This is a genomic window from Catenulispora sp. GP43 (assembly GCF_041260665.1).
GTDB lineage: Bacteria > Actinomycetota > Actinomycetes > Streptomycetales > Catenulisporaceae > Catenulispora.
In genome coordinates this window covers 404,116-417,932 of sequence record NZ_JBGCCT010000003.1, presented here as the reverse complement: position 1 = coordinate 417,932, position 13,817 = coordinate 404,116, and the positions used below count along the sequence as shown (strand labels likewise).

The following is a 13,817-nucleotide window of genomic DNA, read 5'->3' as shown; positions in this document are numbered from 1 at the left end:
CGTCACACCGGCTGATCCACGTTGTCGGTACGGAAGGCGATCGCCGCGCGGCCGGCCGGGTCGAACAGGTCCAGCAGGCCGGCCAGCGGCTCGTCCGGGACGTCGGGCGTCCACAGCTCCACGGCCATCTCGCCGTGGTACAGCATCTGCCAGCGCACGTAGGAGCGGGTGTCGGCGGCGTCGTTGATCGCCTGCGAGCGCCGCACGGTGGCCGCGGCGACGTCCACCATCAGGTCGGTGCCGCAGCCGAAGCCGTAGGGGTAGGTGGCGCGGTCCGGCGGGATGCTCTCGATCAGCGTCTCGTCGGCCTCGTCGACGCCGACGTGCGCGTGCAGTCCGCCGCGCACGGAGGGCACCTCGACGGTGCCGTTCGGGTCCGGGCGCCAGATGCCGGCGGCGTCCTTGCTCACCTTGATCTTCGGGGCCGCCGCCATCAGGGAGGCGACTTCCCAGGCCTCCACCGAGGGGCCCTTCTGCCCGCTGCCGGCGACCTCGAGCAGCCGCAGGCGGCCGCCGTCCAACTGGTGGTCCACGACCACGACGTCCTCGGGCCGCAGATCCCGCTTGTCGACCTCGAAGCTGCCGGACGCGGTGACCACCAGCGCCTGCAGGTCCGGGTCGTACACGAACATCATGCCCTCGCTGAACCCCTTGATTCCGAGGTAGCGCTGGTAGGCCGAGGCCATGGTCACCGAGACGTAGTCCGAGACCCGGTGCGGCGGGGGCAGCAGCCCCAGGCTGCCCATCCGACGCCCGGCGGTGACCAGCACCCGCGGCGCGCGGGCGGTCTCGAAGGCCGAGGTCTGCACCGAGTCCGGTACCCGGTCCAGCCGGTCGTTGACCTCGGTGGCGCAGGCGACGGCGACCAGACGGTCGCGGATGTCGCGGACGATATCGGTGGTGACGGAGGGATGGCCGCCCTCCATGGTGCACAGCGTGGCCTCGAGGATCTCGCCGGTCTCGGGGTCCGGATACACGAAGAGCGTCTTGGGCGCCCCGACCCGGGCCATCAGCACCCGGGCCAGCTGGACCACTTCCAGGTGCTTGGCCCCGGCCAGCGGCTCGTCGACCTCGAACACCCCGACCAGGTTCCGCACGCCGCCGCGCACGTCGCCGGTGCGCCGCAGGCTCACCATCAGCGGCGGGTACTGCTCGGCGACCCGGTCCAACAGGGTGCCGGGACCTGCCGGCACAGGTATGTGCACCAGCAGCACGTCCAGCTCGACGCGTTTGCCGGCCCCGGTCACCGACGCCGGCCGTCCGACCTCGTGCCCCTGGTCGGCGAACGCCTTGCACAGCTCGTCGAGGAAAGACTGGACCGCGCCCTGTCCGGGGGCCACAGCGTCGACGCGGCAGATCCGCCACCAGGGCAGAGCCGCCAGGTCGAAGCGCGAGGCTCCCTCTGTGCCATGCAAGAGATCGAGCATGGACCGTACGCTACCCGAGCGACGGGCGTTACCCCATTGGGGTGAGGACATTCACGGTGATCACGGGACGACCGGACGGTGAACGCCGGCGCTGGGGGCCGACGGCCGCGCCCACCGCCAGGAAGCCGCAGATCATGACGAACATCACGGCCAGGTGCGGCACCGCACCCTCCAGCGCGTACAGCACGGTGTCGGTGATCTTCGCGTTATTCATGATCACCGCGATCCCCCGGGGCCAGCGCCACCACCAACGCCGGGGAGATGAAGTCCGCGGCCCCGGAGATGCGACCACGACGCGCTGCAGGTCCTGCAGCGGCTGGCGGCGCAGCCCTGGTGCGACGGGAACGTGGCGATGATCGGCAAGGTCCTGGGGCGGCTTCAATGGCTTGCAGGTCGCGGCCCTGACCCCGCTCCAACTGAAATGCATTGTGACCGTCTGCTCCACCGACGACCGCTACGTGGTCGGCCCCGGCTGGCGCGCGGAGTGGTTCCGGCGGATGGAGCGGACGCCGACCTATATCAGTACGTGGTTGGCCCACCAAAGACGTGGCGCCTATTGGCGGCACGGCTCGGTGATCGAGGACCCGTCGGGCATCAAGGCGGCGGTCCTGGCGGTCGGCGGCTGGGCCGACCCCTACGCGGAGCGGTGTTCCGGCTCCTGGACGAACTCACCCCGCTGGGCACTCCCGTCAAGGGTCTGATCGGACCCTGGGCCCATACATATCCGCACCAGGCGAGCCCCGGCCCCGCGATGGATTTCATCGGCGAATGTTTGAAATGGTTTGACCGATTCCTCCGCGAAAACGCGCACCAGGATGAAGAACTGCCCGCGCTGAGGGCCTGGATACCCGCCCCGGCGCCGTTCGGCGCGGACCTGGACGAGCGCCCGGGCCGCTGGGCGGTCGAGCAGACCTGGCCGCCGGCCGGGGGAGAAAACGCGGACCGGCATGGTCTTCATACTTCCCAGTGCCGGCTCATCGGCCGCCACCTGCACCTGCACGAACACCGTCGACCGCACCGACGGCCTGACCCGCACCGAGACCGAGCGCACAAAGGCAATAAGTCCAGCAACTTTATGACCAGTCAGTCAATGGTCGAGACGGCGCCGGCCAGCGCCCTTTCCCACCCCCGTTCAAGCACCGGCCCTGGCCCTCTCACCTGGCCTTACGCCACTCCACGGCACAGAAGTACGTTCCTCCCGCTCGGTCCATCCATTCACGAATGCGGAGGAACACCATGTCGAACCGACGGCGCGTCGCGTTGATCGGCGGCCTCACAACCGCGGGCATCCTCGCGGCCGGCGGCGTGGCACAGGCTGCCAGCCCCCTGATCATCGGCGGATCGAACGTCAGCAACATCTCGAGCGCCCCATGGGCAGCGCAGGTGCGCTTCAACAGCGGCTCAAGCCACTGCTCGGGCGCCCTCATCGCCGCGCAGTGGGTCCTGACCGCCGGACACTGCGCGGCCGGCGACGACTACGTGCTGCTGGGCAGCGTGACGAAGGGACAGGGGACGCAGATCTCCACGGACAAGCAGATCAAGGGGAACGGCGAGGACATCCTCCTGCTGCACCTCACCAAGCCCTACACCACGACCTACGCGAAGATCGGCTCCCCCTCGGACCGCCCCGCCGACAAGGCCTCCGTCCAGGCCTACGGCTACGGCGAGGTGGACAGCAGCGGCACGCCCGGCACGCAACTGAAGACCTGCACCATGGTCGTGAAGGACAACAGCGCCTCCGACGACGCAAACGCCCACGTCCTGCAGCTGACGAAGGGCTCGGGCATCTCGGCGAAGGGCGACTCCGGCGGCCCCGCCTTCCACGACGGCGCCATCGTCGGCACCGACAGCAGGGGCACCGACACGGTCAAGGACTACGCCGACATCACCGCCTACCAGAGCTGGATCCAGCAGACCATCGGGAAGTGACCGGCGCCATGCGATCCCGCCTGCTAGCAGCCCGCCCCACCCTGGCCACGACAGCCGTCGCCATCGCCCTGGCCCTGATTGCTTCCGGCGCCGGCATGGCCGCCGCGACCACCGCCGCCCCGCCCGACCACAAGCGCGTCGGCTCCGAACCACGCAACCTGGACCAACTCAAAGCCCAGATCACCACCTACTACAACGGCTACACGGACTCCTCCGGCCACCACCACATCGGCCCCCACAGCCAGTGGGCCGCCGACGTGGCCACCCAGATCGCCCAGGCCAAGGCCTACCTCGAAGCACGCCTGGCGCACCACGCCCCGCGCACCCCGGCGATCATGCTGGACATCGACGACACCTCGATCTCCACCTACCCGGTCAACGCCGACTACGACTTCGGCGGCGGCGCCGACGCCGCAGCGGCGGACGCGCAGGCCAACGCGGACAACAGCTACCCGGTCGTCCAGCCCACGTTGGAGCTCGCCAAGTGGGCCCACGCACACGGCGTGAAGGTCGTCTTCATCACCGGCCGGCACGACAACCTCACCACCGTCACCCGCAACCAACTCACCGCCCTCGGCTTCCCGATCGACGGCCTCTACCTACGCCCCCGCCAGGACCCGCCGCCATACCTGCCCTGCGGGACGCAGTGCACCGCGACGCCGTTCAAGTCGGCCACCCGCGAGTATCTGGAACAGACGATGGGCTACGACTTCATCGAGGCCGTCGGCGACCAGGTCAGCGACTACGCCGGCGGCTATGACGATCGGGGGTTCAAGCTGCCGGATCCCATGTACGACATCCCGTAGTCCGGCGCTGCCACACGGGGTTCGGCCACCACGCGAAACCGATCAGGGGCTCGATTCCATCGCGCGAATCGAGCCCCTGATTTCCTACGTCGTCACGCGGATGCCGGGGCTTCCTGGTCGTTCGACTCGCCGCCCCAGGCCACACCCAGCGACCGGAGGAAGACACGGGAGCAGAGACTGCCCAGCTGCGCGGCTTCGAAAAGCACTGAGGCGTCCGAGACGTACTTCACGTCGGAATACTGGCTCACCGAGGAGTCGGGCTGGGGCACTCCGGGCTCGCCTTCCAGGATCGTCGCTTCATAGTCGGTCAGATGGAGACGGTACGTCCCGCGGTCGGCGTCGTCGTCGCCGATGCGATCGCCCGGCAGCAGGCGCACGCCGAGTTTCTGCCGGCCGGCTCTGACCAAGGCCTGCGCCGCGCTCTCGTCCGCACCGATGCTCGCCGCCGGCAGCCCCCACACCCCGGGCAGCGACTCGTCGTCGTCAGCCCGCCTCACCACCAGGAACTCGCCCTCGGAGTTCCTGATGACCATGGCCACCGACTCTTTGACGGGCGCCTTCGAAATCATGATGGAGACATCCATATCTTGAGTTTCCATGACCGACATCAGGCATTCGCCGCGGACTGGAAACGATTCGAGGCGCCGGGAGTTTCGCCTTTTCCCTGAAGGATCAATCACCCGGACTCCGCCAGCGCGGCGCAGCACATGCCGGTCCGTCGAAATCCATCATACGCGTCGCAGCACTCTGAGTGACGCAGTACACTTCAATCGTGGCGGATGTGGTTGGTGGTCACCAGAGATCGATTCCCGCGAAGGCCGATGAGGCGTCGATGCGCATGATTATGCTCTTGGATCGATTGAAGGACGTGCGCCGCGAAAGCCCGGTCGCGGCGAGCGGCCGTCGGGAACGGACCGCCGAGCATTCCTGGCACGTCGCAACCTCGGTCTACGTTCTCCAGCATCTCGCCGCCGAACCGCTCGACGTGGAGCGAGCGGTGACCCTGGCCCTGTTCCACGATATTCCGGAGATCTTTGTCGGCGACACGTTCGTCTATGGATCAGCCGTGAAGACCCGCCAGGACCGGGAACAGTCCGCGATGCGGGAATTTTCTCGGACGCCGCCGGTGGATATCGCCTGCGGGATCATGGATCTGTGGGAAGAATACGAATATCTGCGATCGGCCGAGGCCCGCTTCGTCATGGCCGTCGACGTCATCCTTCCCGTCGTACTCAACCATGCGAACCTTGAGCATTCCTCGTGGGCCCGACATCATGTGGCGGCAGCTCAAGTCCTCAGCCGCATCGAACGCGTCGAGCATTTCTCGCCGCCCCTGGCCGCGCATGCGCGTGCCTTGGTGGATTCGGCGATCTCATCAGGATTTCTCTCGACGGCCGCAGCGGAGTCCGCCGACGGGAACGTCCCGTGACGGCGGCAGCCGTCACAGCGGCGGCGAGCGTGCTCGTCGGGATCCTGGTCGGACTGGGCTCGCCGATCCTGTCGGGTCGGCTCACCCGGCGTCAGGACGCCAGGAAGGCGCAACATGACCTGGCCGACCGGATCCTGGACCTGTGGCAGTCGGACCGCGATCTCGCCGGCCTGCTGCAGAGCGACATCAACGGATCGCGCAGGAAGCTCCTGCTGCTGAGCGCGCGGTTGACCGACTCATCGGCCCGGGAGTCCTGTCTGCGGTTGGTCCATATGAGTGCACTGCCGGGGACGACAGACGAGGCGCTCATGGACCAGTGGAGTCTCGCGGTCGACTCGGTCGCCCGCGTCTACCGCCGGAACTAGTGCACTCCCGTGTGTGGCGAGGGGGAACCGAGCCGCCGCACGACGCAGCACCACACCACAGATTCACCACACCACAGATTATCGGGCACCTGATTACCGAAGAGGGTGGGGACGTTGGGGCGGATACCCGCGCGCAGCGACCCGGACGCGCGGGCGGCCGCGCGCATCGGGGGCTTCGTCGACCAAGCCGGCTCACCGGCCCCCACGGCGCCCGGCTTCAACCAGGTCGGCCTGTGTACGACCGAGGTCTGGGCGGCGCTGGCCGAAGCCGTGTTCCGGGCACGCAGCGTGGACATCATCGGTATCGCGCCTCGGGGCCTGCTCGAAGCCCTGCGCGAGCTGGCTGAGCCGACCGAATCCGCGGTCCTGCCGCCGCTGCGCTACTACACACCGGTGGCGGAGATCATGCTCGCCAGCCGTGACCAGCGATCGCGGACTCGTCTGGTGAACCGCTGGCAGGTCGGGCTGATGGGACTGAGGAACCTCATCCGGGCCCTCGAAAAGCCCACCGACCCGGCCTCCGGACAGCCCGCGGGCTCGCACAGCTTCGTGTCGGGCTTGTCGGAGCTGTTCGTGGACTGCGCCGTCGTTCTGAACGCGGGTGCCGCCGACGAGGACACGCTCTTTCTCGCCGAACTCCCCCCGGTCCCCGGGTTCACGACGCCGCCGACGCTATGCAGCCGCATGACTGGCGATTCGCCGGACCTGGCACGGTACGTGGGCACGCTCAAGTCGAGCGCCGGCCCGCTGCGCCAACGGGAAGTCAACTGCCAGCCGCTGGAATCTGAGACGTCCGTCGGCGAACCCACAGCCCACCGCGACGCCCCCAGCGACGGCACCAGCGTCGGCTCCGATGGCATCCCCACCCTCACCATCTCAGCTCTCACGCCGTACGGCAGCAGTTCCTCGGCCGCGCCGAATCTGAAGCCGGTGGCCGTGGTCGTGGTCCGCTGCCTGTCGCCGCACGGGACCGATCTCGTGCTCAAGATCCGTACACCGTTCACGGACAACGACGACTTCGGCAAACTCTCCCTGCTCAGCTGCCGCGTCCAGGAGACCGACATCGCCACCGCGATCCAGGCGAACGTCTCGCCCGCCGCCGAGGACGACGAGACAGCCTTCGAGGACCTGTGGCTGGCGGCGGGGAGCCCCGATCCCTTCATCCTTCCGACCGCCGCCTACGCCGAGGCCGCGAACCGCGAGTTGTTCATGACGCTCGGACTCGAGGTCGCGCCGGAACGGCTGGTACTGCGCGGCTTCCAGTGCGTGGACCACGAGAACGGCAACGGACAGCTGGGGTTCGCGGTCTTCACCGTCGACCTGATCCGCGGCCCCCGGGTGGACGAGCTGCGCCAGGTACTCCAGCGCAATCCCGAAGGGCTGGTCCGCGTCCCGCTCCATGAGCTCTATGACCCCCGGCGCGAGCTCAACCGGCTGCTGCGGCGACGCCGGTCCTGGCTGTCCGAGCACTGCTTCAGTGTGGCGACCCCGGTCGCCGGCTCCCCCAAGAAGGAGGCACCGTGAATCCGGATCCGTTGGCCGACCACCCCGACGTGGTGCACGTCGTCTCGTTGGTCCTGCTGGACGCGGAGAACCCCGGTCGCGCGCTGTTCGGCGTCCGCACCCCCACACCGACAAGCCGGCGTCACCCTGATGTCCTGAGCTCACCGACCATGCGAGTACCGCGCGAAACGCTCCGAGCGGCCCTGCGCAGCGAGGGCATTGATCTCAGCCTCGCCCGGCATGGCGAGATCCGTCCCCTGACCGGCTCGAAGCTCCACGAGTTCGGAACCGGCCCCTCGATGGCCTCGCATCCGACCTTCCTCGCCGAGCATCTGATGGCGCGCAAACTCGGCATCGCCGAACACCTGGTCGCCGGCCGGATCCGCGGCCACGCCGCAGCGGGCGGAATCGCCCTGGACACCGTGCACGACGACGAGGCGGACCCGCCCGAAGAGCTGACCCTGATGCTCTCCATCGTCGTGACCGTCGAGGCGGGCGGAAACCTGTTCCCCGGCTCGACCGAGTCCTACTCCCGTCTGGACTGGGTCCCGATCGACGACGTCCACGAGGCCGTCCTGCACCACGACCCGGTCCGCCTGGTGCCCACCATGGACCCGATCTCCGTCTGCCTGCACGGCCTTTGCGTGCGCAGCGCCGCGGCGGTGATCGAAAGCCGCCGGAGTCCGCGGCCGAGTGTGCCGGCCCTCTCGGCCGAGGGCTCGGCCCATTGACCGCGCTCGTGCGCCGCGACGCGGCCGCCCCGCCCATGGTCCTGCTGTGCGGGGGCCAGAACAGTCGTCTCCAAGCGCTCAGCGGCACCATCTACAAACCGTTCCTGCCGCTGCAGAACGCCACGCTCGTCGCGAGGCACATCACCCGCGCCGTCCTGGCCGGCGTCCGGGACGTCACAGTCGTCGTCGACCACATGGACCCCCTGGTCGCCGCGCACGTCGAGGGGATCGCCGCCGACCTGTGCGACACGGTCTGCGTCAGGCTCCTGTACTGCACCGGCGAGCCGGCGGACAAGCTGCGCCTCTACCGGAAGAGCACCGGGCTCGTGCCCAGCTCCCCGGTCCTGGCGGTCCTCGGCGACAGCTACGCCTGGTACGACCCGTTCGCGCTGGTGAAGGCGGCATCCCCGCCGTTCGACTCGGCCCTCGCGGTGGCGAGCTACCGCATCCCGTTCGGAGTCGTGACCGTCACCGACGGCGTGATCGTCCGCTTCCAGGAGAAGCCGGACAGCGGCCACCTGATCAATGCCGGCCAGATGGCGCTGGGGCCCGCGGCCTTCGCCTCTCTCGACGAAGGCCAGGACCTGGCCAGCGTGCTCGTCGGCCTCGCCGACCGCCGGCTGCTGACCGCGGTCACCGTCGGATCGGCACTGACCACTGTCGACACTCTCAGCGACATCGCTTCGGCGGCGGCATCGCCGCATCTGAAAGCGTCGCCCTGACCACGAGGGAGACGGTCCGCAGCCGGAACGCGTCAGGGGCTCGATTCCCAGTGGAATCGAGCCCCTGCTCCTGCGTAGTCGGGGTGACAGGATTTGAACCTGCGGCCTCTACGTCCCGAACGTAGCGCGCTACCAAGCTGCGCCACACCCCGATCGTGCGTGGACAGTCTACCCAAACGGGGCCCGGAAGCGAAAACGACTTATCCGCGCAGGTCAGAGCCTCGCCGAAAGCTCACGATCGGGGCGTGAGGGTCAGCAGGGTGGCCTCCGGGGGGCAGCAGAAGCGCACCTGGGCGAACCGCGAGGTGCCGCAGCCGGCTGAGACGTGCAGGTGCGAGTCGCCGTAGGCGGACAGGCCGGAGGCGCGGCGGCGGTCGAGGTCGCAGTTGGTCACCAGGGCGCCGTAGAGGGGGACGCGGAGCTGGCCGCCGTGGGTGTGGCCGGCCAGGATCAGCGGGAGGCCGTCGGCGGACATGGCGTCCAGGACGCGGCGGTAGGGGGCGTGGACGACGCCGATGGTCAGGTCGGTGCCCGGCAGGGCGCGGGTGGCGCTGTGGGTACCGGAGGCGCCGCGAGAGGCACCGCGGGTGCCGGTGGCGGTGCCCTCCTCGGCGGCGGCCAGGTCCGCGGCGGCGGTGGCGTAGTCGTCGCGGCGGATGTGCGGGTCGTCGACGCCCACCAGGCCGACCACGGGGCCGGCCGCGCCGGGCAGGGTGAGGCGGTCGCTGCGGTTGGTCAGGTCCAGCCAGCCGGCCTTGCCGAAGCCGTCGCGCAGCTTCTGCCAGTCGTTCGTCGGGCCCTTGCCGCGGGTGCGCTCGCTCGGGTCGCCGCCGCGCAGGTACTTCGTCGGGTTCAGGGGCTTGGCCGCCAGGTAGTCGTTGGAGCCCATGACGAAGGCGCCGGGCAGCTCCATCAGCGGCTCCAGGGCGTCCAGCACCGAGCCGATGCCCTCCGGGTGCGACAGGTTGTCGCCGGTGTTGACCACGAAGTCCGGCTCCAGGGCGGCCAGCGAGCGCAGCCAGCGGACCTTGCGGTACTGCTCCGGGATCATGTGGATGTCCGACACCTGCAGGATCCGGAACGGCCGCACCCCGCGCGGGAGCACCGGGACCTCGTAGCGGCGCAGCCGGAACAGGTTGGGCTCGACCTTGTGCGCATAGGCGAGCCCGGCTGCCGCCGCGCCGACGAGGGACAGGGGGACCGTCACGAGCTTCCGCATGGATCCCATTATCGGCATCGGGCGAAATCTCGCGGCCGGACCGGGGGAGTTGGTGACAGACTGGGGGGCAGCCAGAAGGGATGATCATGACCGCGCTCAAGGAAACGCTCCGCACCGACCTCACCGCCGCCATGAAGGGCCGCGACGAGTTGGTGACCGCCACCCTGCGGATGGCGCTGACCGCCATCGGCACCGAGGAGGTGGCCGGCAAGGCGGCGCGCGAACTGTCCGACGCCGAGGTCGTCCAGGTGCTCACGCGGGAGGCGAAGAAGCGCCGCGAGGCCGCCGAGGCGTTCGAGAACGGCGGCCGCCCCGAGCAGGCCGCGCGGGAGAAGGCCGAGGGCGAGGTCCTGGCCCGCTACCTGCCCGCGCAGCTCAGCGACGAGGAGCTGGCCGCGCTGGTCGCCCAGGCCATCGCCGAGACCGGGGCCGAGGGCCCCAAGGGCATGGGCCTGGTGATGAAGGCGCTGAACCCGAAGATCGCCGGACGCGCCGAGGGCGGCCGGGTCGCCGCCGCGGTGAAGTCCGCGCTGGCGTAAGCACTCGGGGGATCCGCACTCCCTACCGCAAGGCCTTCACGTTGGACGCGGCGTCGATCGCAAAGCACGACGATCGACGCCGCTGCCATGTCCGCACCGACCCGCGTGGCCGTAATGTTGATCCATGGCGAATCCGGAGACCTTCACGGTCCGTTACCTCGGCGGTCCCTCGGCCCTGCTCGACTACGGCGGCGTCACGATCCTGGTGGATCCGACCTTCGACCCGCCCGGCGAGCACCCGGTCGGCGAGCGGGTCCTGACCAAGACCGCCGGCCCTGCCCTGACCGCCGACGACGTCGGCGCCGTGGACGTCGTGCTGCTGTCCCACGACCAGCACCCTGACAACCTCGACGAGGCGGGGCGGGACTACGTCGACACCGCCCGCCTGGTCCTGAGCACCCGCTCGGCCGAGGAGCGCCTGGGCGGCGCGGTGCTGGGCCTGCCGAACTGGGTGAGCCAGGAGTTCGACCGCCCCGGCGGCGGCACCGCCCTGGTCACCGGGGTCCCGGCGCTGCATGGCCCGGCCGGCAGCGAGCCGGTGGTCGGCGAGGTCACCGGCTTCGTCCTGACCGGCGAGGACCTGCCGACCGTCTACATCAGCGGCGACAACGCCTCGCTGGACCTGGTCCGCGAGATCGCGGACCGCTACGCCCCGGTCGACGTGGCGCTGCTGTTCGCCGGCGGGGCCCGCACCCCGCTGCTGGACTACGCCTACCTGACGCTGACCAGCACCGAGGCCGCCGAGGCCGCGGGGATCCTGCGGGCCGGCGCCGTGGTCCCGCTGCACTTCGAGCAGTGGGCGCACTTCAGCGAGGGCGGCGAGCAGCTCCGGCAGGCGTTCGCGGCCGCCGGCCTGAGCGAGAAGCTGCGGCTGCTCAAGCCCGGCGAGTCGGCGGGGTTCTGAATCGGCGAGGTTCTGAGGGGTCAGTAGCCCGTGATCGAAGCGGTCTCGGGGGCCGCCACCGGCCCCGGGACCGGCCCGAACCTGTCCAGCAGCGGCACCCGGTACAGGTTCGGCGCGATCCAGCCGTGCCACAGACCGGTCAGGAAGACGATCGCCGCGGTGCTGACCAGGACCGAGCCCAGCACGTCGAACGGGTAGTGCGCGCCGATGTACAGGCGGTCGAAGCCGATCAGCAGCGTCCACGCCGTGCCCAGCGCCACCGCGAGCCCGAACCAGCGGGTCCGCGCCGCCAGCAGGCACAGCGCGACGGCCAGCGAGAAGGCGAACGCCGTGTGCCCCGACGGGAACGAGTTCGACCCGGTCTCCGGGGCCAGGGAGTAGACCGTCGGCGGCCGGTGCCGGGCCACGATGATCTTCGCGAGCTCCGAGCTGTTCCAGCCCACCGCGATCACCAGGAAGGTGGCGGTGGCCTGCACGGGGTTGCGCCGCCACAGGAAGAACAGCGCGATCAGCACGGCGATCACCAGTCCCCCGACCGGCGAGGCGAGGTTCGCCAGGTCCAGCATCACGCGGTTGAGCCAGCCGGTCCGCAGCTGCTGGATGTGTGAGTTCCATCCCAGCTCGGTGCTCCGGGTCAGCGAGGTGTGCGCGGCGGTCAGCCCCAGCACCAGGGCCGCGGCGAACAGGGCCAGCGGGATCGCCAGCCAGTGGCGTACCTTCGGCATCGCGGATACTCCTACGATCGGGGGATGCGGTCCATGGGCTGTACAGGCAAGACTGGTGAACGCCGGGTGAACGAGGCGTTCCCGTCCCGCAATCTACTACAAGCTGTAGCATCGATGCGGACGACACCGCGCCCGCGGACCCGGACCTGTGAGGAGACCCCCTGATGGCCACCGGACGCAGACCCTCCGGAGCGCTGGAGCAGGAAGTGCTGGCCGCGCTGTGGGCGGCGGGCCGCCCGCTGACCCCGGCCGCGGTCCAGGAGCAGGTGGGCGGCGGTCTGGCCTACACCACGGTGAAGACGATCCTGGACCGCCTGCACGAGAAGAAGATGCTCACCCGCGTGCGCGAGGGGAAGGCCTACGCCTACACGCCGGTCGTGGAGCAGGCCGACCTCGCGGCCGAGGCCATGCGCGCCGCGCTGGAGGGCAGCAGCGACCGCCCGGCCGTGCTGTCGAAGTTCCTCGGCGAGATCTCCCCCGACGACGCGGCGATGATCCGCGAGCTGCTGGGTGACTCGCCGTGAACGTCAACGTGTACCTCCCGCTGCTGGCCGCGCTCGTACTGGGCGCCGCGGGCCCGGCCCTGGGCCGCCGCCTGCCGCCGGCCGTGGCCACCGTCCTGCTCACCGCGGCGGCGCTGGTCACTGCCCTCACCTCGCTCGCCTCGCTGGCCCTGCTGGCCGGCGTCGTCCTGCTGCGGGTCCCGGAGTTCGCCGCCGAGGGCCGGCTGTCCGACGCGGTCCTCATGCACGGCCCGGTGAGCCCGCTGGCCGGCGCCGCCGCGGGCGCCGCGCTCCTGGGCCTGCTCCCCTTCGCGATCCGCGGCGGCATCCGCCTGTGGCGCGAATCCGCGCGCACCTACCGCCTGGCCAAGGCCTTCTCGGCCCACCCGGCGAGCATCGCGGTGATCGAGGACCCCCGCGCCCAGGCCTTCGCCGTACCGGGGATCCCGTCGCTGCCCGGCCACGCCGCGATCCCGACCCGCATCGTCGCCACCGACTCGCTGCTGCGCACCCTCGACGAGGACCAGCGCCGCGCGATGTTCGCCCACGAGCAGGCCCACCTGCGCCGCCGGCACCACCTCTACCTGCTCCTGACCAACCTCGCCGCGGTCGCGAACCCGTTGCTGTGGCGGCTGCCGGACGCGGTCACCGAGGCCACCGAGCGGTGGGCCGACGAGGACGCCGCGATCGAGGTCGGCGATCGCGAGATCCTGGCCCGGGCGCTCGGCCGGGCCGCCCTGTCGAACCTCCCCCGCACCGTCCCGGCGATGGCGCAGGCGCATGTGGGCAAACGCGTCCGCGCGCTGATGGCGCCGCCCCCTCCGCGCCGTCGCGCACTCGCCGTACTGGTGGGAATCGCTATAGCGGTGACCGTATGGGCCTCGATCGACTCCGCCCGGGAGACCGAGAACTTCTTCGACACCGCGCGCGACGCCTGGCATGTCACGCACCAGCAAAGCCTGGAGCACCGGCAAAGCCTGGAGCACCCGCATCTCGTCAGCTCGCGGGATTAGCC

17 protein-coding genes and 1 tRNA gene are annotated in these 13,817 nt (G+C 70.0%); 12 read left to right on the top strand and 6 right to left on the bottom strand.

Annotated elements, in window-relative coordinates; translation table 11 throughout:
• Positions 1 to 2 precede the first annotated feature (2 nt).
• Together ABH926_RS09190 and ABH926_RS09185 are read right to left on the bottom strand one after the other, a co-directional pair.
• Positions 3 to 1,427 carry a hypothetical protein gene (locus ABH926_RS09190; protein WP_370364970.1) on the bottom strand — a complete coding sequence of 475 codons (1,425 nt, stop codon included), beginning with the start codon at positions 1,425 to 1,427 and terminating at the stop codon, positions 3 to 5.
• A 28-nt stretch (positions 1,428 to 1,455) separates the two neighbouring features.
• Positions 1,456 to 1,872, bottom strand: a complete 417-nt coding sequence (locus ABH926_RS09185; protein WP_370364969.1) for a hypothetical protein — start codon at positions 1,870 to 1,872, stop codon at positions 1,456 to 1,458.
• Between ABH926_RS09185 and ABH926_RS09180 the strand changes: the two genes are divergently transcribed.
• The 3 genes from ABH926_RS09180 (at position 1,856) to ABH926_RS09170 (ending at position 4,162) form a co-directional block, all read left to right on the top strand.
• Positions 1,856 to 2,128: a CocE/NonD family hydrolase gene (locus tag ABH926_RS09180; RefSeq protein ID WP_370364968.1), complete on the top strand. Its 273-nt coding sequence runs from the start codon at positions 1,856 to 1,858 to the stop codon at positions 2,126 to 2,128. The genes ABH926_RS09185 and ABH926_RS09180 overlap by 17 nt on opposite strands.
• A 535-nt stretch (positions 2,129 to 2,663) precedes the next feature.
• Positions 2,664 to 3,356 (top strand): trypsin-like serine protease, encoded by a 693-nt coding sequence (locus tag ABH926_RS09175; protein WP_370364967.1) that lies wholly within the window; start codon positions 2,664 to 2,666, stop codon positions 3,354 to 3,356.
• Positions 3,353 to 4,162 (top strand): HAD family acid phosphatase, encoded by an 810-nt coding sequence (locus ABH926_RS09170; protein WP_370364965.1) that lies wholly within the window; start codon positions 3,353 to 3,355, stop codon positions 4,160 to 4,162. The genes ABH926_RS09175 and ABH926_RS09170 overlap by 4 nt, the downstream gene beginning before the upstream one ends.
• A 92-nt stretch (positions 4,163 to 4,254) precedes the next feature.
• Here the strand turns inward: ABH926_RS09170 and ABH926_RS09165 are convergent, their stop codons facing one another.
• The gene (locus tag ABH926_RS09165; RefSeq protein WP_370364964.1) at positions 4,255 to 4,770 is read right to left on the bottom strand and encodes an NUDIX hydrolase; all 516 of its coding nucleotides are present in this window, start codon (positions 4,768 to 4,770) and stop codon (positions 4,255 to 4,257) included.
• A gap of 164 nt (positions 4,771 to 4,934) precedes the next feature.
• Between ABH926_RS09165 and ABH926_RS09160 the strand changes: the two genes are divergently transcribed.
• The 5 genes from ABH926_RS09160 (at position 4,935) to ABH926_RS09140 (ending at position 8,912) form a co-directional block, all read left to right on the top strand.
• Positions 4,935 to 5,591, top strand: a complete 657-nt coding sequence (locus ABH926_RS09160) for an HD family hydrolase (RefSeq protein ID WP_370364963.1) — start codon at positions 4,935 to 4,937, stop codon at positions 5,589 to 5,591.
• Positions 5,588 to 5,956 carry a hypothetical protein gene (locus tag ABH926_RS09155; protein WP_370364962.1) on the top strand — a complete coding sequence of 123 codons (369 nt, stop codon included), beginning with the start codon at positions 5,588 to 5,590 and terminating at the stop codon, positions 5,954 to 5,956. The genes ABH926_RS09160 and ABH926_RS09155 overlap by 4 nt, the downstream gene beginning before the upstream one ends.
• A 114-nt stretch (positions 5,957 to 6,070) precedes the next feature.
• Complete coding sequence (locus ABH926_RS09150; protein WP_370364961.1) at positions 6,071 to 7,480, top strand: hypothetical protein; 1,410 nt, start codon at positions 6,071 to 6,073, stop codon at positions 7,478 to 7,480.
• Positions 7,477 to 8,190 (top strand): hypothetical protein, encoded by a 714-nt coding sequence (locus tag ABH926_RS09145; RefSeq protein WP_370364960.1) that lies wholly within the window; start codon positions 7,477 to 7,479, stop codon positions 8,188 to 8,190. Before ABH926_RS09150 ends, ABH926_RS09145 begins: the two co-directional genes overlap by 4 nt.
• Positions 8,187 to 8,912 carry an NDP-sugar synthase gene (locus tag ABH926_RS09140; RefSeq protein ID WP_370364959.1) on the top strand — a complete coding sequence of 242 codons (726 nt, stop codon included), beginning with the start codon at positions 8,187 to 8,189 and terminating at the stop codon, positions 8,910 to 8,912. Before ABH926_RS09145 ends, ABH926_RS09140 begins: the two co-directional genes overlap by 4 nt.
• A 78-nt stretch (positions 8,913 to 8,990) precedes the next feature.
• Here the strand turns inward: ABH926_RS09140 and ABH926_RS09135 are convergent.
• Together ABH926_RS09135 and ABH926_RS09130 are read right to left on the bottom strand one after the other, a co-directional pair.
• Positions 8,991 to 9,064 (bottom strand) — tRNA-Pro (locus ABH926_RS09135).
• A gap of 80 nt (positions 9,065 to 9,144) precedes the next feature.
• Positions 9,145 to 10,131: a metallophosphoesterase gene (locus tag ABH926_RS09130; protein ID WP_370364958.1), complete on the bottom strand. Its 987-nt coding sequence runs from the start codon at positions 10,129 to 10,131 to the stop codon at positions 9,145 to 9,147.
• 86 nt (positions 10,132 to 10,217) lie between these two features.
• On the opposite strand from ABH926_RS09130, the gene ABH926_RS09125 reads away from it, so the two are divergent.
• Positions 10,218 to 10,670, top strand: coding sequence for a GatB/YqeY domain-containing protein (locus ABH926_RS09125; RefSeq protein WP_370340998.1), 453 nt, complete (start codon positions 10,218 to 10,220; stop codon positions 10,668 to 10,670).
• Positions 10,671 to 10,794: 124 nt separating this feature from the next.
• Positions 10,795 to 11,574 (top strand): MBL fold metallo-hydrolase, encoded by a 780-nt coding sequence (locus ABH926_RS09120; RefSeq protein ID WP_370364957.1) that lies wholly within the window; start codon positions 10,795 to 10,797, stop codon positions 11,572 to 11,574.
• Between the two features lie 20 nt (positions 11,575 to 11,594).
• Here ABH926_RS09120 and ABH926_RS09115 read toward each other — a convergent pair whose 3' ends face one another.
• Positions 11,595 to 12,299 carry a phosphatase PAP2 family protein gene (locus ABH926_RS09115; protein WP_370364956.1) on the bottom strand — a complete coding sequence of 235 codons (705 nt, stop codon included), beginning with the start codon at positions 12,297 to 12,299 and terminating at the stop codon, positions 11,595 to 11,597.
• A gap of 164 nt (positions 12,300 to 12,463) precedes the next feature.
• Between ABH926_RS09115 and ABH926_RS09110 the strand changes: the two genes are divergently transcribed.
• Together ABH926_RS09110 and ABH926_RS09105 are read left to right on the top strand one after the other, a co-directional pair.
• Positions 12,464 to 12,823: a BlaI/MecI/CopY family transcriptional regulator gene (locus tag ABH926_RS09110; RefSeq protein WP_370364955.1), complete on the top strand. Its 360-nt coding sequence runs from the start codon at positions 12,464 to 12,466 to the stop codon at positions 12,821 to 12,823.
• Entirely contained in the window at positions 12,820 to 13,815 is a 996-nt protein-coding gene (locus ABH926_RS09105; RefSeq protein ID WP_370364954.1) for a M56 family metallopeptidase, read from the top strand. The genes ABH926_RS09110 and ABH926_RS09105 overlap by 4 nt, the downstream gene beginning before the upstream one ends.
• Positions 13,816 to 13,817: the final 2 nt, after the last annotated feature.

Excerpts from the sequence above, each read along its gene's own strand:
- ABH926_RS09190 (WP_370364970.1), bottom strand. The coding sequence starts at position 1,427 with ATGCTCGATCTCTTGCATGGCACAGAGGGAGCCTCGCGCTTCGACCTG.
- ABH926_RS09175 (WP_370364967.1), top strand. The coding sequence starts at position 2,664 with ATGTCGAACCGACGGCGCGTCGCGTTGATCGGCGGCCTCACAACCGCG.
- ABH926_RS09165 (WP_370364964.1), bottom strand. The coding sequence starts at position 4,770 with ATGTCGGTCATGGAAACTCAAGATATGGATGTCTCCATCATGATTTCG.
- ABH926_RS09130 (WP_370364958.1), bottom strand. The coding sequence starts at position 10,131 with ATGCGGAAGCTCGTGACGGTCCCCCTGTCCCTCGTCGGCGCGGCGGCA.
- ABH926_RS09125 (WP_370340998.1), top strand. The coding sequence starts at position 10,218 with ATGACCGCGCTCAAGGAAACGCTCCGCACCGACCTCACCGCCGCCATG.
- ABH926_RS09120 (WP_370364957.1), top strand. The coding sequence starts at position 10,795 with ATGGCGAATCCGGAGACCTTCACGGTCCGTTACCTCGGCGGTCCCTCG.
- ABH926_RS09115 (WP_370364956.1), bottom strand. The coding sequence starts at position 12,299 with ATGCCGAAGGTACGCCACTGGCTGGCGATCCCGCTGGCCCTGTTCGCC.
- ABH926_RS09110 (WP_370364955.1), top strand. The coding sequence starts at position 12,464 with ATGGCCACCGGACGCAGACCCTCCGGAGCGCTGGAGCAGGAAGTGCTG.